The organism is Campylobacter sp. P091 (assembly GCF_002138935.1).
Lineage (GTDB): Bacteria > Campylobacterota > Campylobacteria > Campylobacterales > Campylobacteraceae > Campylobacter > Campylobacter devanensis.
In genome coordinates this window covers 1-19,636 of the sequence record NZ_MJKZ01000001.1, presented here as the reverse complement: position 1 = coordinate 19,636, position 19,636 = coordinate 1, and the positions used below count along the sequence as shown (strand labels likewise).

Sequence of the window (19,636 nt, the reverse complement as noted above, 5' to 3'; positions counted from 1 at the left end):
AAATCTCGCTTCTACAAAATTGTAAATTATTTAAGTTCGACTTTAGCGCCAGCTTCTTCAAGTTGTTTTTTAGCTGCTTCAGCTTCTTCTTTGCTCGCACCTTCTTTAAGAACTGATGGAGTACCTTCAACAGCATCTTTAGCCTCTTTAAGACCAAGACCAGTTAAAGCACGAACAACTTTAATTACTTCTATTTTTTTAGCACCACTATCAACTAGAACAATGTTAAAATCAGTTTTTTCTTCAGCAGCTTCAGCAGCTCCGCCAGCTACAGCACCAGCTACCATAACAGGAGCAGCACTTACACCAAATTTTTCTTCAAATTCTTTTACTAATTCACTTAGTTCAAGAACTGATAAATTTGAAATAAACTCTAATACATCTTCTTTAGTTATTGCCATTTTAATTCTCCTAAATTTTATTTTTTAAATTAAGCAGATTGCTCTTTTTTCTCTTTAAGCGCATTTAAACCAATAGTGAAATTTTGAATTGGCGCATTCCAAACTTGTAGTAGCATAGCAATAAGTTCGTCGCGAGACGGCATTTTTGACAATGCAACAACTTTAGATACAGGAGCAACTTCACCATCAATATAAGCTGTCTTGATTTTAAATAGATCTTTATTAGCTTCTTCAAATTTAGCTACAACTTTAGTAACTGCTAGTTGGTCTTCACCCCATACAAAGATATTTGTATCTTTAAGCTCCATACCATCTTTAGCAGAATTATTCAGAGCTATTTTTGCTAAAGTGTTTTTAATAACTTGAACTTTTACATTTTGCTCTTTAGCAGCAATTCTTAACGCCTCAAGTTTTTTAACACTTAAACCTCTATAGTCACATACTACTATAGCTTCGCTAGCTTTAAATTCAGCCTCAAGGTTTGAAATAATTTCAGCTTTTTCGTTTCTAGTCACTTTCATTCTCCTTTCCGACCGGTGATTTCAAGCAGAGAGAGCGAAAATACGCTCAATTAAGCTTACGCCTCGGCTATCTCCAATCTAAGATAAAAATATTAATTATTTAAGATCCATAAGCTCTTGAGTTTCAAGAGATATAGATGGACTCATTGTTAAAGATAGTGCTGCAGATTTAATATATTTACCTTTTGCAGCTGCAGGTTTATGTTTATTTATCATCTTAATAAAGGCAGAGATATTATCATTTAGCTGCTCTTTTGTAAAGCTAACTTTACCTAGACCAGCATGAATATTTCCTTGTTTATCAACACGGAAGTTAACTTGACCACCTTTAGCATTTTTAACAGCCTGAGCAACATCCATAGTTACTGTACCAGTTTTAGGATTTGGCATTAAGCCTTTTGGTCCTAAAAGACGACCAATTTTACCAACTAAGCCCATCAAATTTGGAGTAGCAATAAGCACATCAAAATTGATAACTCCCTTAGCAATTTCATCAACAAAATCCTCAGCACCAACTATATCAGCACCAGCTGCTTTAGCTTCATCTGCCTTAGCATCTTTAGCAATTACTGCTACTCTTACAGTTTTACCAGTACCAGCAGGTAAAACTACCGAACCACGAACCATTTGATCAGCATGTCTAGGATCAACATTTAATTTAAGTGCTATTTCAACTGTTTCATCAAATTTTGCTGAAGCAAGTGTTTTAACTGTAGATACAGCCTCATCTAAATTATAAATTTTATTTGAATCTACTTTCTTAAGTAGTTCTGCAAATCTCTTTGTAGTTTTTTTTGACATTAATTTCTCCGCATTTTTAAAGTGCTACCACTAATTTTAAATCCTAGTGGTAAGGATTAATCTACTACAGTTATACCCATAGAACGAGCTGAACCAGCTATAATTTTAGCAGCTTGCTCTCTATCTTTTGTATTCATATCAACTATTTTTTTATCAACAATCTCAAGAATTTGAGCTTTTGTTAACTTGCCAACTTTATTTTTAAGCGGATTATCCGCACCTTTAGTGATGCCAGCAGCTTTTTTGATTAGATCAGTTGCTGGTGGTTGTTTTGTGATAAATGTAAAGCTTTTATCTGCATAAACAGTGATAACAACTGGAATATTATAACCAGCCATATCTTTTGTTCTTTCATTAAATGCTTTACAAAATTCCATAATATTTACACCTTTTTGACCTAGAGCAGGACCAACTGGTGGACTTGGATTTGCTTTTGTAGCTGCAATTTGCAATTTAATTTCACCTACAACTTTTTTAGCCATAAACTATCTCCTTAGACTATCTTTTCAACTTGTGAATACATAATTTCAACAGGTGTACTTCTACCAAATATTGATACATTTAAGCGAAGTTTACCATGAACCATATCATACTCTTCTACAGTTGCGTTAAAGTTTGCAAATGGGCCTTCTGTAACACGAACAATTTCGCCAGTTTCAAATGAAATTTTTGGTTTAGGCGCTGCTCTTTTACTAACCTTTTCTAAAATAAGATTTATATCTTTATCACTCAAAGGTGTAGGTTTCTTTGCTTCACCAATAAATCTGCCAACCTTAGGAAGAGACTGAATTTTGTGCCAAAGCGCAGTATCAAGATCCAAATAAGCGAAAGCATAACCTGGATATAGGCTTCTTTCATTAATCTTTTGCTTTCCATTTTTAATCTCAATTACATCTTCAGTAGGAACGATAACTTCTAAAAGTTTCTCTTCAATACCATGATCTTTTACTAGATTTTCAATGGCTCTTTTGACACTCATCTCACTACCTGCATAAGTTTGAATAGCATACCACTTATGTGCCATAATATGTCCTTATACAAGCTTAGAAACAGAAAATGACATAATTAAATCAACCAAAGCCAAAAATAAAGAAACTATAGTCACAACAGCAAAAACTGTTATAAAAGCATTTCTAATCTGCTCTTTGGTAGGAAATATAACCTTGCCAACTTCTGCACGTGATAATTTTAAATAACTTATAAACTTTTCCATATCTAACCTTTTGTGGCAGGGCAAGAGGGATTCGAACCCCCAACCATCGGATTTGGAATCCGGCGCTCTACCGTTGGAGCTATTGCCCTATATAAATACAGCTAAGAAGTTAGCTTATTTTAGCTTAACTTCTTTATGAACTGTATGTTTTTTTAATCTTGGACAATATTTTTTAAGCTCTAACTTTTCAGTTTTTATCTTGCTATTTTTGGTTGTTGTGTAATTAATATCATTACATTCAGAACACTTTAAACCAATTTTAACTCTATTTGCACTTGCCATATTTTTTCCTTAAAAAGGGTGCAAATTAAATTCGCACCCATAAGTTAAATTACTTAATAATTTTAGACACAACGCCAGAACCAACAGTTCTACCACCCTCACGGATAGCAAATCTTGTACCCTCTTCTAGCGCAACTGGAGCAATAAGTTCAACAGTTATTTTTAGGTTATCGCCAGGCATAACCATCTCTGTACCTTCTGGTAGAGTGATTGAACCAGTAACATCTGTTGTTCTTACATAAAATTGTGGTCTATAGTTATTAAAGAATGGAGTATGACGACCGCCTTCTTCTTTAGTTAAGATATATACTTCACCTTCAAATTGTGTATGTGGAGTGATAGATTTTGGCTTACATAGAACCATACCTCTTTCAACATCTTCTTTTTTAGTACCACGTAATAGAACGCCTACGTTATCGCCAGCTTCACCTTGATCCATCTCTTTTCTAAACATTTCAACACCAGTAACTGTTGTTGTTTGAGTATCACGGATACCAACGATTTCAATAGTATCACCAACTTTCACAACACCTTTTTCAATTCTACCTGTAACAACTGTACCACGACCAGAAATTGAGAATACATCTTCAATTGGCATTAAGAAATCTTTATCAGTTGCACGAACTGGAGTTGGAATATAGCTATCAACTGCATCCATAAGAGCCATAATTTTAGCTGACCACTCACCATCTATACCAGCTTTAGCTTCTTCAAGCGCTTGAAGAGCAGAACCGCTAACAATTGGAGTGTCATCACCTGGGAAATCATATTCACTTAGAAGTTCACGAATTTCCATTTCAACTAACTCTAAAAGTTCAGCATCATCAACCATATCAGCTTTGTTCATGAAAACAACGATATATGGAACACCAACTTGGCGAGATAATAGTATATGTTCACGAGTTTGTGGCATTGGGCCATCAGCTGCAGAAACAACTAGGATAGCGCCGTCCATTTGAGCAGCACCAGTAATCATATTTTTAACATAGTCGGCGTGACCTGGACAGTCAACGTGTGCATAGTGGCGATTTGTTGTTTCATATTCAATATGAGAAGTAGCAATTGTAATACCTCTCTCTTTTTCTTCTGGAGCATTATCGATATTATCGTAATCTTTAAGCTCTGCAAGACCTTTTCTTGATAAAACAGCAGAAATAGCAGCTGTTAGTGTAGTTTTACCATGGTCAACGTGACCGATAGTACCAATATTTACGTGTGGCTTATTTCTTGAAAACTTCTCTTTAGCCATTGTATCCTCCGTTATAAAATTCAACTTTTATACTTAAAGTTTGTATTTTTTGTATTTCTTATTTCTACTTTTATGGAGCTCATAGCGGGACTTGAACCCGCGACCTCTTCCTTACCAAGGAAGTGCTCTACCTCTGAGCCATATGAGCGTTTCTAGATATGGAAACTTCAGCTTGGCAAAACAGAGTTATACTAAAATTATACAAACACCGAAAAACTAAAAAATGACTAAGATTAACTGCAGAATAGAATATAAATTCAAAAAAAACAGCTCCCAGTCAAATTTAAATGGAGCGGGAAACGGGACTCGAACCCGCGACCCTCAGCTTGGAAGGCTGATGCTCTAGCCAACTGAGCTACTCCCGCATATAGCAATGGTGGTGAGACGTGGATTCGAACCACGGAAGACATAGTCAGCAGATTTACAGTCTGCCCTCGTTGGCCACTTGAGTATCTCACCCTAAGTAATTAAAATAATGATTGCTATATGTATCTGGTCAAACACTGTAAAGATAAATGGAGCTGGTGAACGGAATCGAACCGCCGACCTACTGCTTACAAGGCAGTTGCTCTACCGGCTGAGCTACACCAGCACCTTTAACTTGTGAGCTGGAATTATAGCTAATTTTATTTTATTTGTCAAGGGTTTTTTTGAATAATTTTAAAAAATTTCGCCAATTTTTTTATAATCGGCGAAATTTAGTATTTAGAATTTATTTTTATTTATATTAGCAAGCATCTCTTCACTCATCTCTTCAACATTATTTGAGATACTAGCTATTTTAGTAGTTTCTTCATAATTGCGTTCTGTACCATTCTCTATAGCACTCATAGCTTCGTTTATTTGATTGATTGCTGCAGTTTGTTCGTTAATGCTAGCACTCATATCAGTAATACTTTGAGTTAAAATATTTACATTAGCTTCAATTTCAGTTAGAGATTTGCCAGTTTTTTCAGCTAATGTTCTAACTTCATCGGCCACAACTGAAAATCCTCTACCATGTTCACCAGCACGAGCAGCTTCTATAGCAGCATTTAGAGCAAGTAAATTTGTTTGTTCAGCTATATCTTTAATGATAATAATAATATTTTTAATATCATCACTTTGCTTTATAACCTCATTTGCTCTTTCATTTATAGAATTCATTGAGCTGCTTAACTCCTCTACGGCTGCGGCACTCTCTTGTAAAGATGCTGCTTGAAGTTTTGATGATTCATTTAATTTATCAATTCCATCTTTCATATTGTGTGATGCTTCATATAGTGTTTGGCTGGATTTTTGTGATAGGCGTAGCATCGCTACAGTAGCATCACCTAACTCATTTACACCATCAGCCATTTTAAGAAGATAGTGTTTTAAATTCTCATTTGAGGCTCTTTGAGTATAGTCATGCTCTGAGTATTTGGCTATAATTTTAACTATCTCATTTATATTTTTTTCAAGTGCTAAGGCCATGTTGTTTAGCGTCTCTTGTAGTTGTTTCATTAGTGGAGAATCGCAATTGCTATTTAAACGCACATTAAAACTACCTTGAGATAGCTCTTTTAGAGTTTTTACTGTTTCATTAATAAATTTACGCTCAGAGCCGATTTGAATGCGTAAATTTGATATATTTTGATTAATCATTTTAGCTATTACGCCAAATTCATCTTTTGAGTTAATATCTATAGTCTTGCAATCATCTTTTTCATGTCCAAGGAAAGCAAAAAATCCTCTAAGCCCATCACTAACTGGCTCAATTTGAGCTATCTTTTTACGAAGAACAATAGAACCAAGCACAATCACAATAATGTTAATAATGAATAATCCTAAAACAGCATCAAAATATAGTGTAGTTTTATCGATTTTAGATTGCACTTCTTGATCTGTTCTGCTCTTAAGCATCGCAAAAAACTCATCAATTGGCTCCATAATTTTAGCTTTTTCAATGTGATATTCTTTAGAATGAGTTAAATCAATTGCTAGGCCTACATCTGGCTGACCTATGATGGTGTATTGACCATTACTATCCATAAATTTACCCATTACCGCATTCATAGCTCTAGTTTCGATATCTACTAAGTAATTTGAGCGAGCCTCAGACTCTTTTAATTTATCTAGCTCGGCTCTACTAAAGCCTAACGCTTCCATTTTTTTAGTCAAAGCAATTGTCTCGTTACTATCTGGGCGAGGCTTTTGGCCTGTTGCTGCTACAAAATCCCAATAAATTCTTTCATAATTCATAGGTCTTGGAACTTTACCATTTCTAATATCTAATATAGTATTATACTGGTCAATATAGTGACTATCACCTGTAACGCTATAAGTACGAGCTAATCTAGTTAAATCATCAGAACTTTGGCGAAGTTCATCAGCTAGTATATATGACTGATATCTTCTCTCAGATGCCTCTATAAGCTCATCTTGTACACCAATCACTCCAAGTAGAGCGACTAAATTTAAAACGACTATAGTAATAATCGCACCAAAAATAGCATAAAACAAGGTAGTGAATTTCATGAAAATCCTTAAAAATAGTAAAATTGCGATTTTGTTATAATACAAACATTGTAGTTAAATATTGCTTAAGTTTATGGGTAAATATTAATAATTTATTTAAAGAATTTTAACTTCGCGTGAGAAAACTCACGCAATAAATATAATTGAGTTTATAAACTCTCTTTAATCTCTATAGTAGTGATTTTATCCCCTTGTCTAATCGCATCTAAAACACTCTTGCTCTCATCATCTATCAACTCGCCAAATATAGTATGGACACCATCAAGATGTGGTTGTGGGTTATGGCATACGAAAAATTGGCTACCGCCTGTATCTCTGCCAGCATGCGCCATGCTTAGGCTACCTCTATTGTGTTTGCGTTTTTGACCGACACATTCGCATTTGATTCTCCAGCCTGGGCCACCAACACCATTACCGTACGGGCAACCACCTTGGATAACGAAATTTGGTATAACTCTATGAAAATTAAGTCCATCATAAAATCCAGATTTAGCTAATTCTACGAAGTTAGCTACGGTTTGTGGGGTCTCATCTGGATATAGCTCGGCTATCATATCGCCTTTATCTGTTTTGATAACTGCGAATTTATATTTAGATAATTCATTGGCATCTATATCATATATTTTTAACTCTTCCATTAATTCTCCTTATTCTATATTTGTATATACTGCTTGGATATCATCGTCATCATCAAGCTTATCTAAAAGCTTTTCAATCTCGCTAAGCTCTTCATCATTGAGCGAAATTGTGGAATTTGGAATGTATTGTAAGCTACCTTTTTTAAGTGTTAGATTACACTTCTCAATCCCATCACTAAGTGTGCCAAAGCTCTTATAATCACCATATATCATCAAGCTATCTTCGCCTTGTTCTAATAGCTCAAGACCATAATCTATAAGCTCTAATTCTAACTCTTCTAGATCACCACTTGGTAACTCTACTTCAAATACCGCCTTACGACTAAACATAAAGCTAAGGCTACCACTAGGCAAAATCTCTCCACCATTTTTGTTAAATATAGCCTTTACATTGGCCACCGTTCTAGTGGCATTATCAGTAGCTGCTTCTACGATGATTTGAACGCCATGAGCGGCCTTGCCATCATAAAATATCGTTTTAATATCGCTACTATCTTTGCCACTTGCCCTTTTGATTGCTGCGTCAATATTATCTTTTGGCATATTTTGAGCTTTGGCTGTAGCTATGGCTGAGCGGAGTTTTGGGTTCATATCTGGATCGCTTCCGCCCTCTTTGGCCGCTACTGTGATTGCTTTGGCTAATTTTGGGAATAACTTGCTCATCTTATCCCATCTAGCCTCTTTACTAGCTCTTCTATACTCAAATGCTCGTCCCATTTTTGTCCTTTTGGATTTTCTAAGGCGGTAATTATATCAAAAAATCGTTAAATTTTAATTAGCTATATAATTATATAATTTTTAAAATCTCAATTAAATTTAGGATAAATCGTGAAATTTGAAGTTAAAAATATCAATTGCCAAAGTTGTGTAAATTTGATTAAGAATTCTCTTGAAGATGAATTTGGCACTATTATCATTGATTTAACAAGTGAGCCAAAAATTCTTACTATAGATATAAATAGTGATGAGATTAAGGCTAAATTTATAGATGAGCTAAATGAGCTTGGCTTTGAAGTTATTAAAGAAATTTAGGAATTTACTTGAATAAGATTGAGTTAAAAATCAGCGGAATGAGCTGTGTAAATTGTGCAAATTCTATTAAAAAATCAGCACTAAAAATCCCGGGAATAAAGTCTGCAAATGTAGATTTTAACACTCATTGTGCTGTATTTGAATATGATCAAAATGCTGATATAGAAGCATTAAAAAATAAAATTATTAAACTTGGTTTTGGTATTGCAAACAATCAAGATGAGCTTGAAAATGCTCAAAATCAAGAATTAAAAAATTACCAAAATAAATTTATAATCTGTTCTATAATTAGCGCAGCTCTTATGTGGGCAGAGATGAGTAAATCCAATCCTATACCTATGCCATTTATGATTGCTTTGGCTTGTATTGGGATATTTTATTGCGGATCTAGTTTTTACTCTCATGCATTAAAGAGCTTAAAAGAGCGTAATTATGATATGAATGTACTAATATTTTTGGGTACTTTTTGCGCATTTTGCTACTCTATTTTTGCCACAATTTTTCATAATCAAATTCCAACAAATCTAAACTATCTATATTTTAGCGGTGCGACAATGATTATAACCTTTGTCTTGCTTGGCAAATATTTAGAAAATAAAGCCAAAGCCACTGCTTCATCTTACCTAAAATCTTTAATAAACCTAAGCCCAACCAAGGCTTTTATCATCTCTAGCGATGGGAGTACCAAAGAGACTTTAGCTAGTAGTCTTAAAATCGGAGATATAGTTTTAGTCAAAACTGGCTCTATAATTCCATGTGATGGCATTATAGAAAATGGAGGTGCTGAGATAGATACAAGTGCAATAAATGGCGAAAGTATGCCAGTTTATAAAAGCACTGGTCAGATGGTATATAGCGGTACTCTAAACTGCAATGGCCATATATTAATAAAAGTTACTAAAAGTCCAAATGATACCTTACTGGCTCAAATTTTAAATCTTATTCAAAACGCAGCTAGTAAAAAGCTATCTATCTCACGCATAGCTGATAAAGTAGCAAATATTTTCATCCCCTTAGTAATAGCTACTTCTGTGGCTACATTTTGTATCTGGGCTAGTTTTGGTATGGAATTTAATGGAATTTTAAGTGCTATTTGCGTGCTTATTATCTCATGTCCTTGTGCCTTAGGACTTGCTACGCCAATTGCTATAGTTTGTGCTATATCACTGGCTTTGAAGCATTCAATTTTGATTAAAAATCCAGTTGCCCTAGAGCAATTCAATGATATTAAATTTGCCGTATTTGATAAAACTGGAACCATCACAACAGCAGATATAAGCGTAATAGAAACCAGTCTTAATAAAAATGATTTATCCATAGTAGCCAATATCTCAGCACTAAACTCGCACCCAGTTTCAAATGCGATTACAAACTACGCCAAAGAGCTAATCAATGTCAAATTTCAAAGTAAATTTGAGTATATTAGCGGGCTTGGGATTAAAAGCGATAATGTTTTAATAGGCAATGAAAGATTACTAAATTTAAATTTAATATCCATAGACAAAAATCAAAAAGCCATAATAGAGCAAAAAATGGATATTGGCTATGGGGTTATCTTAGTAGCAATTAATGGCAAATTTAGCGGTTATATCGCAATTAGCGATACTATAAAGCCTGAGGCAAAAGAGGTTATAAAGAGCCTAAAATCACAAAATATAACCCCAGTAATTTTAAGCGGAGATAGTCATAAAATCAGCAATCTAGTAGCCAAAGAACTTGGTATTGATATGGTTTATAGCGAGGTTTTACCACATCAAAAATATGAGATAATAGAAGATTTAAAAAAATCAGGAAAAGTCGCATTTATAGCAGACGGGATCAACGATGCTGCTGCTTTAAGGGCTGCTGATATCTCTATAGCGATGAACTCTGGAAGCGATCTAGCCAAAAATAGCGCCGATATAATCTTAATGCAAAATAGCCTAAATGGAGTTATAAAAAGCATAAACCTAGCCAAAAAAAGCAACACTACTATAAAACAGAATTTAACTTGGGCGTTTGGATATAATACTATTTGTATTCCAATTGCTGCTGGAATTTTAGAGCCATCTTTTGGAATTCATCTTACACCGATGTGGGCAGCACTTGCTATGAGTCTAAGCTCTATTAGCGTAGTTTTAAACTCTTTAAGATTAAAACTAGCTAGAATTTAGACTATGTTTATTCACATAGATCTTGATGCATTTTTTATCAGTGCAGCTGCAACAATAGATAAAAGCCTAATTGGTAAAAAAGCCGCCGTAGCAAGTGGAAGTAAATTTGATATATTTGGCGACTATCATGAGTATGGCATAATTTTAAGCGCTACTTATGAAGCTCGTGCTATAGGAATTAACTGCACTATGCACTCAAGCTTAGCTAAAAAACTCTGTCCTGATTTAATCATAGTTCCAACAGATTTTGAGCTATATCATAAATTATCAAATTCTCTTTATAATTTATTGCTTAATTATACTGATGAAATTGAGAAGTATAGTATTGATGAGTATTTTATAGATCTTGCTGGAACAAAATATGATATTAATCCTTTAGTATTTGCTAATAAGCTTAAATTTGAGATAAATAATAAACTAAATTTACCTTGTAGTATAGGAATTGCGCCAAATAAACTACTAGCTAAGCTCGCAACCAATCTAGCAAAACCTAACAAAATATATCAAATAAATAGTCCCCAAGAGATAGAAAATCTACAAATTTCCAAGCTTCCAGGAGTAGGTAAATCTCTTTATAAAAGCTTACAAAAATATGGAGTTACTACTATTAAAGATGCTCTAAATGCCAAGCATATATTTGACAAACTTGGCAAATATGCCATAAATCTTTATAGCTCTTTAAATTTAATCCATCAAGACAAAATTATTAAAAATCAGCCACGAAAATCTCTAGCTATAGCTAGAAGCTTTGCCCCAATTAAAAATAGAGATGATATCAATAAAAGATTAATGACTCTATGTAGACATCTATATTTTGAAGTAGCCTCACTTGCTTTAACCCCAAGCAGGATCGAGCTAAAACTTCGCTATAAAGGACAAGAGCAAATAAGCATAAGCACTACTATTAGTGCTAACTTTACTCACAAATTTTTAGAACAGATTACTAAAGATCTATTTATAAACTTAGATAAATTTAAAGAGTATGAGATAAACTATCTAAGTCTTTGTGCGGCTGGATTTGATAAGCAGCAACAGCGATCTTTATTTGATACTCAAAGTCCAAAAAATAGCAAAATTAGCACTGCCATAATGCAAATTCAAAAAAAATATGGTGTAGATGCCATTAAAAGCCTATCTGAGTTTTAAGCAAAATTTAGCTAAAATCAGCAAAAAATTTAAGGAAAATTATGAAAGTAGCCGATGCGTACTCTATGATTTGTATGGTTTTTGCTAGTAATTTTGCTAATGCAATCACTGATGAAGCAATCAAAAAACTACAGCCAACTTGGATGATAAAAACCCAAAATCTAGAAAATGAAAAGGGTAACGCCCTGCTAGCTAGAGCTTTAATGCACTGCAAAGCTGAGGAGATTGCCGCAGATTTGGATAATTTTAAAGTTGCGTGCTCACTAAAATTTTTTAGGCAAGTTAGCGATGAAGAGATAGAGCATTTGTATAAACAGCTTAACTTTGATAAGCCATTTACTAACTTACGTGCTACCCATGTTTCAAATATGTTTGCTCTACTTGGCGTTATATTTAAAAATAATACAAATGAAAAAACTCATACAATTCTTGGAATGTATTTGGTTGATTTTTTCCTGCCTAGTTTGGTGTTATTTGCTAAATTTCTGCGTTATAATGCCAAAACTCCATATTATCAAGCTATGGGAGAATTTATAATGGATTTTATAAAAACTCTTAAGACAAATTTGGGGTTAAAAATTGACGTTAAATAGCTGGAATTTAATCTATTTAAATATGAATCCAGTGGCATTTAGCATATTTGGATTAAATATACACTGGTATGGAATTATGTATGTTTTAGCCTTGCTAGTAGCGCTTTGGATGGCTAAATTTTTTGTTAAAAAAGACAAACTACCAATCTCAAATTCGCTTTTAGATAGCTACTTTTTCTGGGTTGAAATCGGCGTAATTTTAGGTGCTAGGCTAGGCTATATCATCATTTATGACCCAAATACCCTATACTATCTCACTCACCCATGGCAGATTTTTAATCCGTTTATAAATGGCGAATTTGTAGGTATTCGTGGAATGAGCTACCATGGTGCTGTTGTTGGATTTATTATTGCGACTCTTCTGTTTTGCTATAAATTTAAGCAAAATATCCTTTTATATCTTGACCTTGTAGCAATTAGTGTGCCATTAGGCTATATCTTTGGTAGAGTTGGAAATTTCTTAAATCAAGAGTTAATTGGTCGTACTACTGATGTGAGCTGGGGTGTAGTAAGTGCAGGCGTATTGCGTCATCCTAGCCAACTTTATGAAGCCGCGCTTGAAGGGCTAGTGATATTTGTTATTTTATATTTTTACCGTATTTATAAACGATTTAACGGTGAATTAATCGCCCTTTATGCTATGCTTTATCCTATTATGAGATTTATTTGTGAATTTTATAGAGAGCCTGATTTTGGTATTGGGTTTGTCGCATTTGGGCTGAGTATGGGGCAAATTCTCTCTATCATTATGTTTGGCTTTGGTCTTTGGCTATATATTTGGCTTAAGTGGGTAAAAAAGTAGCTTAGAGATATTCTGTATTTATCCACTTTAAGCCCTTTAAGTTGTCATTAAAAGTAAATATAATTAAATTATCTATTTTTAAGTGATTCTTTTAATATATTTTTGATATCCTTGGTTATCTCTTCTTCACTCTCAATCATCTCGTATAGCTTAAATCCAGCCTCGATAATCGCATATAGCTCAGGCTTTGTTGTTCGCCATCTTTGTAGTGTTCTAGTAGTTGTGCGTAGTATTCGCGCTTTATCTTGCATTGTGTATTTCATAATGATAGATTAGCAGATTTGTATTTAAATAAAAATTCAGATATTATTTCATAATTTTATTAAAAATTTAGACTTAATATCTTATAATTCATCTTACTAAATTTACAAAAAGGATTAAAATGTTTAAGGTATTTAAATATTCCATTTTTGCTGGAGTGTTTTTGACTTTAGCAGGGTGTGGAACAAAAATTGAAATCTTGCCAGAAATAGTTGAATCTAGCAAAGACCAACATATAATCTACGCTAAATTTGATAGTAATAAAACTTATATGAAAAAGTATCTCCCAAGTAATGTTATAATAAAAGATGATGCTCCTATTAGCGTTAAGTATAGTTTTACCAATATAAAAACAGGAAATATAACAATTGAACATAATTTAACATTAGAAATGAAAGCTGATTTGAAATTTTTTAATAACAACAAAGAGATTAATATAACTTCATTTTGTAATACATATAAACATGCATCAGTATTTTCTTATGGTAATTATACAAAATTCAGAAAAGTATGTATTCCTGAAATTCAAAAAAATCTACAACAGCAGATAAATATTAAATTTGAAAAAGGAGAATTTAATGTATTTAAATAAAAGCTTTACAGTTTTAACTATTTTCATTATGGCAATTATTTTCACTGGATGCGGTGCCAGAGGAGCTTATTTTAATAAATTTGAACAACCTACCGATGGCAATGCTTCAATTTATGTATATAGGCCTGCTATGTTTTTTCGTGGCGGTATGAGATATAATGTCATAATAAGCGATGATGATAATGATATAACAGAAGGATTAATGAGCAATGGTGCCTATATTTATACACAAGTTCCAGCAAATAGAGAAATAGAGATTAAAACCGATACTACAAGCGTAGGATCAATTTTAATCGATACAGAAAATCAAAAAACTTATTGTATAAAATCTTATCCCGTTGAAGGTTTTATCTCTAGAGCTAAAATAATGCAAGTTGATATGGAAACTTGCAAAAAAGAGATTATAAATACTCAATTACACGAATAATTACTCAAGCCTAGATTTCTAGGCTTGGTTTTATCCAAATTTATGTCAATGCCTTTCAATTTTGTTTTATAATAATAGCTAAATTTAACTAAAATTCACCGGATCGATATCAGGTAAGGCGCCATAATCTCTAGCAATTTTACTAGCCTTTAATAGCGGAGTATGAGTAGCAGATCGTAAAAGTATCTGATAGCGGTGCTTAGATGCTATCAACTCTATGATGCACTTACCATACCCTACTATCTCTAGCTCGGCCATACTCTTTAGCTTGCCTAAAATTTGCTGCATTTTACTCACAGCCTTAGATTCATCTTTATCTTCAATTTTAATACGCAAAAGCCTCATAAATGGTGGATATAGCCCCTCTCGTACAGCCATTTCATCAGCAATAAAACGATCAAATTCATCCATATATTCAGCAAAAAACTCACACTTTAATCCTTGGATAATCACCCTGCCATAGTTGGCACGCCCCGCACGCCCCGCTACTTGCATAGCTAGAGCCAGACTCTTGCTTCTAGCTTGATAATCACTATAATCTAAATGCTCATCAAGCCCCATAATGATAGCAAGGCTAACATTATGATAATCATGCCCTTTGCTTAACATCTGAGTACCGACAATTATATCAATTTTATATTCATTAAAATTTTTAAGAAGAGTTGTTAGTTTTTTTTGTGTAGTAATCTCATCACGGTCAAATTTCGCTATAGATGCAAATGGAAAATACTCTTTAATCTGGGCGACTAACTCACTAGTTCCAATTTTACGAGACTCTAGCATATCGCTACTACACTGAGCGCAAACACTAGGAATCATACAAGCAAATCCGCAGTAATGACATCTCATTGCCCTATTTTTTTTATGTAAGCTTAGGGCAATAGAACAGTATGGGCACTGCATACTTTGGCCACACTTTTGACAAATTAGAAATTTAAAATTCGCTCTAGTTGGTAGAAATATTATTACCTGTTTTTTAGCCTGCAAGGCTTGTGAAATCTCACCTAAAATTAACTCATTTAATCCTGTTGGGCTATGATCATAGATATACTCTTTTTGTGATGCGTAAAATCTTCCTTTTAGCCTAAAATTCGGAAATTTAGCATAGCTATTTAGACTTGGTGTAGCACTTCCTAAAATGCATTTTATCCCCATTTTATTTGCAATATAAATAGCTAAATCTTTAGCATTATAGTATGGGTCGTTGTTGCTTTTATAACTCTCATCATGTTCTTCATCAACTACAATTAACCCCAAATCACTAAAAGGCAAAAATAGTGCTGAGCGTGCGCCTGCAATTAGACGAATTTTGCCTTGACTAAACTCACTTAGCAAATTTTGCTTTTTTTTAGGTGTGATTTTAGAGTGCCACACACCTACGCTATCTCCAAAATATGCTTCTAAGCGCTCTTGCATCTGTGGTGTAAGAGAAATTTCAGGCATTAAAAATAATGCTTGCTTACCCAGGTTTAAATACTCACGAATTAAGCTAATATATATCTCGCTTTTACCGCTTCCTGTATCGCCAAAAAGCAAACTAATAGGATTTTTTTTAATAAATTTAGCAGCTTCAAGCTGTAGAGGGCTTAAATTTGGCGCTTTGATAAAACTACACTTTGATTTGTCATAATGGCTAAAAGGTTCAAATAATCCTAATGAAACACCAATTTCGCAGGTATAGTAATAACTAATAAATTTAGCCAGTGTAATTTGTAGCTGTGTAAAGGTTAAATTTAACCGCTCAATAACTGGCAATGTTTTAAAATCTGGCTTTGGTACTGCTTTTATTATACAACCATTTTGAGTTTTATTTCTTAGCTTTATAGTAACTATTTCAAATTCATTTAGCACGCACTGACTCTCATATGTAAGCGGAGCTAAATTTGCACCTATTATGGCAATCTCATAGTAGTTCATAGTTTTAGTTTATCGCAAATTTCTTGTGGGCTTAGGCAATTTATAGTAGCATTGCTATCATAGCTAAATCTCACGCTATTATCAAAAACTAAATTTTGATTATCAATACTCCACTTGTGCAAATTTAACTCAGTTAAAATTTGCGAATTTAAAACTGGTTCTTGCACTTTAGCACTAAGTAAAAGAGCGGTTTTTTGGTGGAGAATATTTGCTTGAATTGTAGCTATATCGGTTTTGATTTTGAGCAAATTTGCATCATCTTTACTAAAAAATAGCCTTGGCACTGCTATTGCTAACAAAACACCAAGGATAATAATAACAAATGTTAATTCAATTAAGCTAAATGCTTTTATCATGAGTTAGGGCTTTGTCTATATTGCCAAGAATCGAGCTTAGCTCATTTTTTTGCTCATAATTTTCATAGCACTTTTGAATAAAGGCAGTAAGCAAAGCCTTGATAGTAAGGAGATTTTTATCATCCAAATAGTGTCGTAACTCCTCCTCAAAATAGTCAGCAAATTCATCATCAAGAGTAATATTAAAATCTTTACTAGCTATATTTAAAGAGATTTGTCTCATCGACCAAGCACAGCCTCAACTTGCTTTAATAAATCATCGCTAGCTAGGTCTTGATTTTTTAGCTCCTCTTCAAGTCTCATTATTTGATTTGATTTAGCTTCGTTTTGTGCTTTAACGCTAATTAATTCATTTCTTAAAGCCTCATTAGCTTCGCATACTTCTTCATATTTTAGCATCAGCTCAGTTACTTTTGAAGCTAGATTATTTAAAACCTTTCCGTTTTCTAACATTACAAATCCTTATTTTATGGTGATTAAAGTGAATAATTTTATCATATTTTTTGTAAATATGGGCTAAATTTTAGCTATTTTTTAGCAATTTTAGTGTAAGAAATTTAAAATTTTGGTTAAATAAAAAATGATAAAATCACCAAAAATTAAGGCAATAATATGGACAAATTCGATTTAAATAGCAAATTTTCACCTAGCAAAGACCAGCAAAACGCCATTAACAATATTGTAAACGCATTTAAAAATGGTGCAAAGTATAGCGTATTACTAGGCGTAACAGGTAGTGGCAAGACATTTACCATGGCAAATGTAATAAAGCAGTTAAATATCCCAACACTAATTATGACACACAATAAATCCCTAGCCGCTCAGCTATATAGTGAATTTAAAGGCTTTTTCCCACACAATCATGTGGAGTATTTTATAAGTTACTATGACTACTATCAGCCTGAGGCATATATCCCAAGACAAGATTTATTTATAGAAAAAGATAGCGCTATAAACGATGAACTAGAGCGCCTAAGACTATCAGCTACAGCAAATTTACTCGAACACGATGATACTATCGTGATAGCTAGCGTATCAGCAAATTATGGTCTAGGTAATCCAGCCGAATACAAAGGTATGGTTATTACTTTAGAGCGTGGTATGCAAATTAGCCAAAAAGAGCTGCTTTTAAAGCTAGTTGATATGGGTTATAAAAGAAATGATAGCTACTTTGATAGGGCTGATTTTCGTGTAAATGGTGATGTAGTAGATATCTATCCGGCATATTTTTGCGATGAAGCTATTAGACTAGAGTTTTTTGGTGATGAAATTGAAGAGATTTATCACTTTAACGCACTAGAGAATAAAAAAACTAAAAATTTAAATAAATTTATTCTATACGCAACAAGTCAATTTGTAGTCGGAGAAAATCGCTTAAAAGAAGCGATTAAAGGGATTGAGGCTGAACTAGATGAAAGACTTAAATTTTATGAAAATCAGGGGCGAATGGTTGAATATCAACGACTTAAGCAACGGATTGAATTTGATCTAGAAATGCTAGCTACTACTGGAAGCACAAAGGGCGTAGAAAACTATGCTAGATATCTTACCGGTCAAAAAGCAGGAGAAACGCCATACTCGATGTTTGATTATTTTGAAATGAATGGACAAGATTATCTAATTATAGTTGATGAAAGCCATGTTAGCTTGCCACAATTTCGTGGAATGTACGCAGGCGATAGAAGTAGAAAAGAGATCTTAGTAGAGTATGGATTTAGACTGCCTAGCGCACTAGATAATAGACCGCTGAAATTTGATGAGTTTATAGCCAAAAAAGGGAAATTTCTCTTTGTCTCTGCTACGCCAAATGAGTATGAAATTCAGCTAGCAAACAATCATATATATGAGCAAATTTTACGTCCAACTGGCCTGCTAGATCCTGAGATTGAGGTAATTAGTAGTGATAATCAAGTTGAAGTTCTTTATGATAGAGCAAAAGCTGTAATAGAACGAGGCGAAAGAGTGCTAATAACTACTTTAACAAAAAAGATGGCCGAAGAGTTAACAAGATACTATCTAGAGCTTGGATTAAAAATCAAATATATGCACTCAGATATTGATGCTGTGGAGCGAAATGAGCTGATACGCGGCCTAAGGCGTGGGGATTATGATATTTTAGTTGGGATAAATTTACTTCGTGAGGGATTAGATCTTCCTGAGGTGAGTCTAGTAGCAGTAATGGATGCAGATAAGGAAGGATTCTTGCGTTCTAAAACTAGCTTAATCCAGACAATGGGGCGAGCTGCTAGAAATGTAAATGGCAAGGTGATTTTATTTGCTAATAAAATTACTAGTTCAATGCGTGAAGCTATTGATATTACCTCTGCACGCCGCAAATACCAAGATGAATATAATAAAGCAAATGGTATCACACCAAAAAGTGCAAGTCGCAATATCGAAGATAGTTTAAAAGAGGATGATACTATAGAGCTTTACACTAAGGCTAAAAAGCTTGAAAAGATGCCAGCTAATGAGCGTGCTAAGATGATCAAGGAGCTAAGAACTATGATGATGGAAGCTGCTAAAAATCTTGAGTTTGAAAAGGCAGCCGCACTGCGTGATGAGATTGCTAAGTTACGACAAATTTAATCATTATAATGTTTATTATTACTAGAAAATAAATAATTTTTAATAATAAACCCTCGCAATGACTAAGCATTGCGAGTAAATTTAAGCTACTGTAGTAGTCTTAATATATTTTGTTGTACAGCATTTGCCTGACTCATAGCGTAGCTTCCACTTTGGGCTAGTAT

General features: G+C 33.7%; 24 protein-coding genes, 5 tRNA genes and 1 pseudogene. 8 read left to right on the top strand and 22 right to left on the bottom strand.

What is annotated here, in order from left to right; genetic code table 11:
* Window positions 1-26 precede the first annotated feature (26 nt).
* The 16 genes and pseudogenes from rplL to CIGNP91_RS00070 all read right to left on the bottom strand — a co-directional run bounded on the left by rplL (window position 27) and on the right by CIGNP91_RS00070 (window position 8,321).
* A complete protein-coding gene (gene rplL, locus CIGNP91_RS00145; RefSeq protein WP_086224027.1) occupies window positions 27-401 on the bottom strand; it encodes a 50S ribosomal protein L7/L12 in 375 nt (124 codons plus the stop codon).
* 29 nt (window positions 402-430) lie between these two features.
* Window positions 431-916 carry a 50S ribosomal protein L10 gene (gene rplJ, locus CIGNP91_RS00140; RefSeq protein WP_086226552.1) on the bottom strand — a complete coding sequence of 162 codons (486 nt, stop codon included), beginning with the start codon at window positions 914-916 and terminating at the stop codon, window positions 431-433.
* A gap of 102 nt (window positions 917-1,018) precedes the next feature.
* A complete protein-coding gene (rplA, locus tag CIGNP91_RS00135) occupies window positions 1,019-1,723 on the bottom strand; it encodes a 50S ribosomal protein L1 (protein ID WP_086226553.1) in 705 nt (234 codons plus the stop codon).
* 56 nt (window positions 1,724-1,779) lie between these two features.
* The gene (gene rplK / locus CIGNP91_RS00130; RefSeq protein WP_086224024.1) at window positions 1,780-2,205 is read right to left on the bottom strand and encodes a 50S ribosomal protein L11; all 426 of its coding nucleotides are present in this window, start codon (window positions 2,203-2,205) and stop codon (window positions 1,780-1,782) included.
* An 11-nt stretch (window positions 2,206-2,216) separates the two neighbouring features.
* On the bottom strand, window positions 2,217-2,750 hold the full coding sequence (gene nusG, locus CIGNP91_RS00125) for a transcription termination/antitermination protein NusG (RefSeq protein ID WP_179186969.1): 534 nt from the start codon (window positions 2,748-2,750) through the stop codon (window positions 2,217-2,219).
* Window positions 2,751-2,756: 6 nt separating this feature from the next.
* A complete protein-coding gene (secE, locus tag CIGNP91_RS00120) occupies window positions 2,757-2,936 on the bottom strand; it encodes a preprotein translocase subunit SecE (RefSeq protein ID WP_086224022.1) in 180 nt (59 codons plus the stop codon).
* Between the two features lie 13 nt (window positions 2,937-2,949).
* Window positions 2,950-3,025: transfer RNA gene (locus tag CIGNP91_RS00115), tRNA-Trp, on the bottom strand.
* Window positions 3,026-3,050: 25 nt separating this feature from the next.
* A complete protein-coding gene (gene rpmG / locus CIGNP91_RS00110; protein ID WP_086253039.1) occupies window positions 3,051-3,218 on the bottom strand; it encodes a 50S ribosomal protein L33 in 168 nt (55 codons plus the stop codon).
* Between the two features lie 49 nt (window positions 3,219-3,267).
* On the bottom strand, window positions 3,268-4,467 hold the full coding sequence (tuf, locus tag CIGNP91_RS00105; protein ID WP_086224020.1) for an elongation factor Tu: 1,200 nt from the start codon (window positions 4,465-4,467) through the stop codon (window positions 3,268-3,270).
* Window positions 4,468-4,540: 73 nt separating this feature from the next.
* Window positions 4,541-4,615, bottom strand: a tRNA-Thr gene (locus tag CIGNP91_RS00100).
* A 140-nt stretch (window positions 4,616-4,755) separates the two neighbouring features.
* Window positions 4,756-4,832: transfer RNA gene (locus CIGNP91_RS00095), tRNA-Gly, on the bottom strand.
* Between the two features lie 9 nt (window positions 4,833-4,841).
* Window positions 4,842-4,926, bottom strand: a tRNA-Tyr gene (locus CIGNP91_RS00090).
* Between the two features lie 57 nt (window positions 4,927-4,983).
* A tRNA-Thr gene (locus CIGNP91_RS00085) sits at window positions 4,984-5,059 on the bottom strand.
* 113 nt (window positions 5,060-5,172) lie between these two features.
* Window positions 5,173-5,559 (bottom strand): annotated as a pseudogene (locus tag CIGNP91_RS08880) (methyl-accepting chemotaxis protein); the annotation flags it as partial.
* 1,556 nt (window positions 5,560-7,115) lie between these two features.
* Entirely contained in the window at window positions 7,116-7,604 is a 489-nt protein-coding gene (locus tag CIGNP91_RS00075) for a peptidylprolyl isomerase (protein WP_086253037.1), read from the bottom strand.
* 9 nt (window positions 7,605-7,613) lie between these two features.
* Window positions 7,614-8,321 carry a YebC/PmpR family DNA-binding transcriptional regulator gene (locus tag CIGNP91_RS00070; protein WP_086229551.1) on the bottom strand — a complete coding sequence of 236 codons (708 nt, stop codon included), beginning with the start codon at window positions 8,319-8,321 and terminating at the stop codon, window positions 7,614-7,616.
* Window positions 8,322-8,432: 111 nt separating this feature from the next.
* Here CIGNP91_RS00070 and CIGNP91_RS00065 point away from each other — a divergent pair, with 111 nt between their 5' ends.
* The 5 genes from CIGNP91_RS00065 to lgt are packed head-to-tail and all read left to right on the top strand — an operon-like array spanning window position 8,433 to window position 13,330.
* Window positions 8,433-8,636, top strand: coding sequence for a heavy metal transport/detoxification protein (locus tag CIGNP91_RS00065; RefSeq protein ID WP_086226559.1), 204 nt, complete (start codon window positions 8,433-8,435; stop codon window positions 8,634-8,636).
* 8 nt (window positions 8,637-8,644) lie between these two features.
* On the top strand, window positions 8,645-10,789 hold the full coding sequence (locus tag CIGNP91_RS00060) for a heavy metal translocating P-type ATPase (protein WP_236848348.1): 2,145 nt from the start codon (window positions 8,645-8,647) through the stop codon (window positions 10,787-10,789).
* Window positions 10,790-10,792: 3 nt separating this feature from the next.
* Window positions 10,793-11,935 carry a Y-family DNA polymerase gene (locus CIGNP91_RS00055; RefSeq protein ID WP_086240154.1) on the top strand — a complete coding sequence of 381 codons (1,143 nt, stop codon included), beginning with the start codon at window positions 10,793-10,795 and terminating at the stop codon, window positions 11,933-11,935.
* A gap of 41 nt (window positions 11,936-11,976) precedes the next feature.
* Entirely contained in the window at window positions 11,977-12,528 is a 552-nt protein-coding gene (locus CIGNP91_RS00050) for a hypothetical protein (RefSeq protein WP_086224014.1), read from the top strand.
* Between the two features lie 22 nt (window positions 12,529-12,550).
* On the top strand, window positions 12,551-13,330 hold the full coding sequence (gene lgt, locus CIGNP91_RS00045; protein WP_086253220.1) for a prolipoprotein diacylglyceryl transferase: 780 nt from the start codon (window positions 12,551-12,553) through the stop codon (window positions 13,328-13,330).
* 68 nt (window positions 13,331-13,398) lie between these two features.
* Here lgt and CIGNP91_RS00040 read toward each other — a convergent pair whose 3' ends face one another.
* Window positions 13,399-13,593 carry a hypothetical protein gene (locus CIGNP91_RS00040; RefSeq protein WP_086228798.1) on the bottom strand — a complete coding sequence of 65 codons (195 nt, stop codon included), beginning with the start codon at window positions 13,591-13,593 and terminating at the stop codon, window positions 13,399-13,401.
* 119 nt (window positions 13,594-13,712) lie between these two features.
* Here CIGNP91_RS00040 and CIGNP91_RS00035 point away from each other — a divergent pair, with 119 nt between their 5' ends.
* Together CIGNP91_RS00035 and CIGNP91_RS00030 are read left to right on the top strand one after the other, a co-directional pair.
* Window positions 13,713-14,183 (top strand): hypothetical protein, encoded by a 471-nt coding sequence (locus CIGNP91_RS00035; protein WP_086228797.1) that lies wholly within the window; start codon window positions 13,713-13,715, stop codon window positions 14,181-14,183.
* Entirely contained in the window at window positions 14,170-14,610 is a 441-nt protein-coding gene (locus CIGNP91_RS00030; protein ID WP_086253036.1) for a hypothetical protein, read from the top strand. Before CIGNP91_RS00035 ends, CIGNP91_RS00030 begins: the two co-directional genes overlap by 14 nt.
* A gap of 84 nt (window positions 14,611-14,694) precedes the next feature.
* On the opposite strand, the gene CIGNP91_RS00025 is transcribed toward CIGNP91_RS00030, so the two are convergent.
* Genes CIGNP91_RS00025 through CIGNP91_RS00010 form a run of 4 tightly spaced genes read right to left on the bottom strand, consistent with a single transcriptional unit; the run spans window position 14,695 to window position 17,336 of the window.
* Window positions 14,695-16,527 (bottom strand): primosomal protein N', encoded by a 1,833-nt coding sequence (locus tag CIGNP91_RS00025; protein ID WP_086253035.1) that lies wholly within the window; start codon window positions 16,525-16,527, stop codon window positions 14,695-14,697.
* Window positions 16,524-16,883, bottom strand: coding sequence for a type II secretion system protein (locus tag CIGNP91_RS00020; protein ID WP_086224012.1), 360 nt, complete (start codon window positions 16,881-16,883; stop codon window positions 16,524-16,526). Before CIGNP91_RS00020 ends, CIGNP91_RS00025 begins: the two co-directional genes overlap by 4 nt.
* Window positions 16,867-17,106, bottom strand: a complete 240-nt coding sequence (locus CIGNP91_RS00015; RefSeq protein ID WP_086224011.1) for a hypothetical protein — start codon at window positions 17,104-17,106, stop codon at window positions 16,867-16,869. Before CIGNP91_RS00015 ends, CIGNP91_RS00020 begins: the two co-directional genes overlap by 17 nt.
* Window positions 17,103-17,336 (bottom strand): hypothetical protein, encoded by a 234-nt coding sequence (locus CIGNP91_RS00010; protein ID WP_086224010.1) that lies wholly within the window; start codon window positions 17,334-17,336, stop codon window positions 17,103-17,105. Before CIGNP91_RS00010 ends, CIGNP91_RS00015 begins: the two co-directional genes overlap by 4 nt.
* 159 nt (window positions 17,337-17,495) lie before the next feature.
* Here CIGNP91_RS00010 and uvrB point away from each other — a divergent pair, with 159 nt between their 5' ends.
* On the top strand, window positions 17,496-19,472 hold the full coding sequence (gene uvrB, locus CIGNP91_RS00005; RefSeq protein ID WP_086244803.1) for an excinuclease ABC subunit UvrB: 1,977 nt from the start codon (window positions 17,496-17,498) through the stop codon (window positions 19,470-19,472).
* 86 nt (window positions 19,473-19,558) lie between these two features.
* Here uvrB and CIGNP91_RS08700 read toward each other — a convergent pair.
* A partial coding sequence (locus CIGNP91_RS08700; protein WP_236847574.1) for a flagellin occupies window positions 19,559-19,636 on the bottom strand: 78 nt, incomplete at its 5' end.

Coding starts and splice junctions, on each gene's coding strand:
- rpmG (WP_086253039.1), bottom strand. CDS start 3,218: ATGGCAAGTGCAAATAGAGTTAAAATTGGTTTAAAGTGTTCTGAATGT.
- uvrB (WP_086244803.1), top strand. CDS start 17,496: ATGGACAAATTCGATTTAAATAGCAAATTTTCACCTAGCAAAGACCAG.
- CIGNP91_RS00010 (WP_086224010.1), bottom strand. CDS start 17,336: ATGTTAGAAAACGGAAAGGTTTTAAATAATCTAGCTTCAAAAGTAACT.
- CIGNP91_RS00020 (WP_086224012.1), bottom strand. CDS start 16,883: ATGATAAAAGCATTTAGCTTAATTGAATTAACATTTGTTATTATTATC.
- CIGNP91_RS00035 (WP_086228797.1), top strand. CDS start 13,713: ATGTTTAAGGTATTTAAATATTCCATTTTTGCTGGAGTGTTTTTGACT.
- rplK (WP_086224024.1), bottom strand. CDS start 2,205: ATGGCTAAAAAAGTTGTAGGTGAAATTAAATTGCAAATTGCAGCTACA.
- CIGNP91_RS00050 (WP_086224014.1), top strand. CDS start 11,977: ATGAAAGTAGCCGATGCGTACTCTATGATTTGTATGGTTTTTGCTAGT.
- secE (WP_086224022.1), bottom strand. CDS start 2,936: ATGGAAAAGTTTATAAGTTATTTAAAATTATCACGTGCAGAAGTTGGC.
- CIGNP91_RS00040 (WP_086228798.1), bottom strand. CDS start 13,593: ATGAAATACACAATGCAAGATAAAGCGCGAATACTACGCACAACTACT.
- tuf (WP_086224020.1), bottom strand. CDS start 4,467: ATGGCTAAAGAGAAGTTTTCAAGAAATAAGCCACACGTAAATATTGGT.
- CIGNP91_RS00055 (WP_086240154.1), top strand. CDS start 10,793: ATGTTTATTCACATAGATCTTGATGCATTTTTTATCAGTGCAGCTGCA.
- CIGNP91_RS00015 (WP_086224011.1), bottom strand. CDS start 17,106: ATGAGACAAATCTCTTTAAATATAGCTAGTAAAGATTTTAATATTACT.
- CIGNP91_RS00030 (WP_086253036.1), top strand. CDS start 14,170: ATGTATTTAAATAAAAGCTTTACAGTTTTAACTATTTTCATTATGGCA.
- CIGNP91_RS00025 (WP_086253035.1), bottom strand. CDS start 16,527: ATGAACTACTATGAGATTGCCATAATAGGTGCAAATTTAGCTCCGCTT.
- CIGNP91_RS00070 (WP_086229551.1), bottom strand. CDS start 8,321: ATGGGACGAGCATTTGAGTATAGAAGAGCTAGTAAAGAGGCTAGATGG.
- CIGNP91_RS00075 (WP_086253037.1), bottom strand. CDS start 7,604: ATGGAAGAGTTAAAAATATATGATATAGATGCCAATGAATTATCTAAA.
- rplL (WP_086224027.1), bottom strand. CDS start 401: ATGGCAATAACTAAAGAAGATGTATTAGAGTTTATTTCAAATTTATCA.
- rplA (WP_086226553.1), bottom strand. CDS start 1,723: ATGTCAAAAAAAACTACAAAGAGATTTGCAGAACTACTTAAGAAAGTA.
- lgt (WP_086253220.1), top strand. CDS start 12,551: ATGAATCCAGTGGCATTTAGCATATTTGGATTAAATATACACTGGTAT.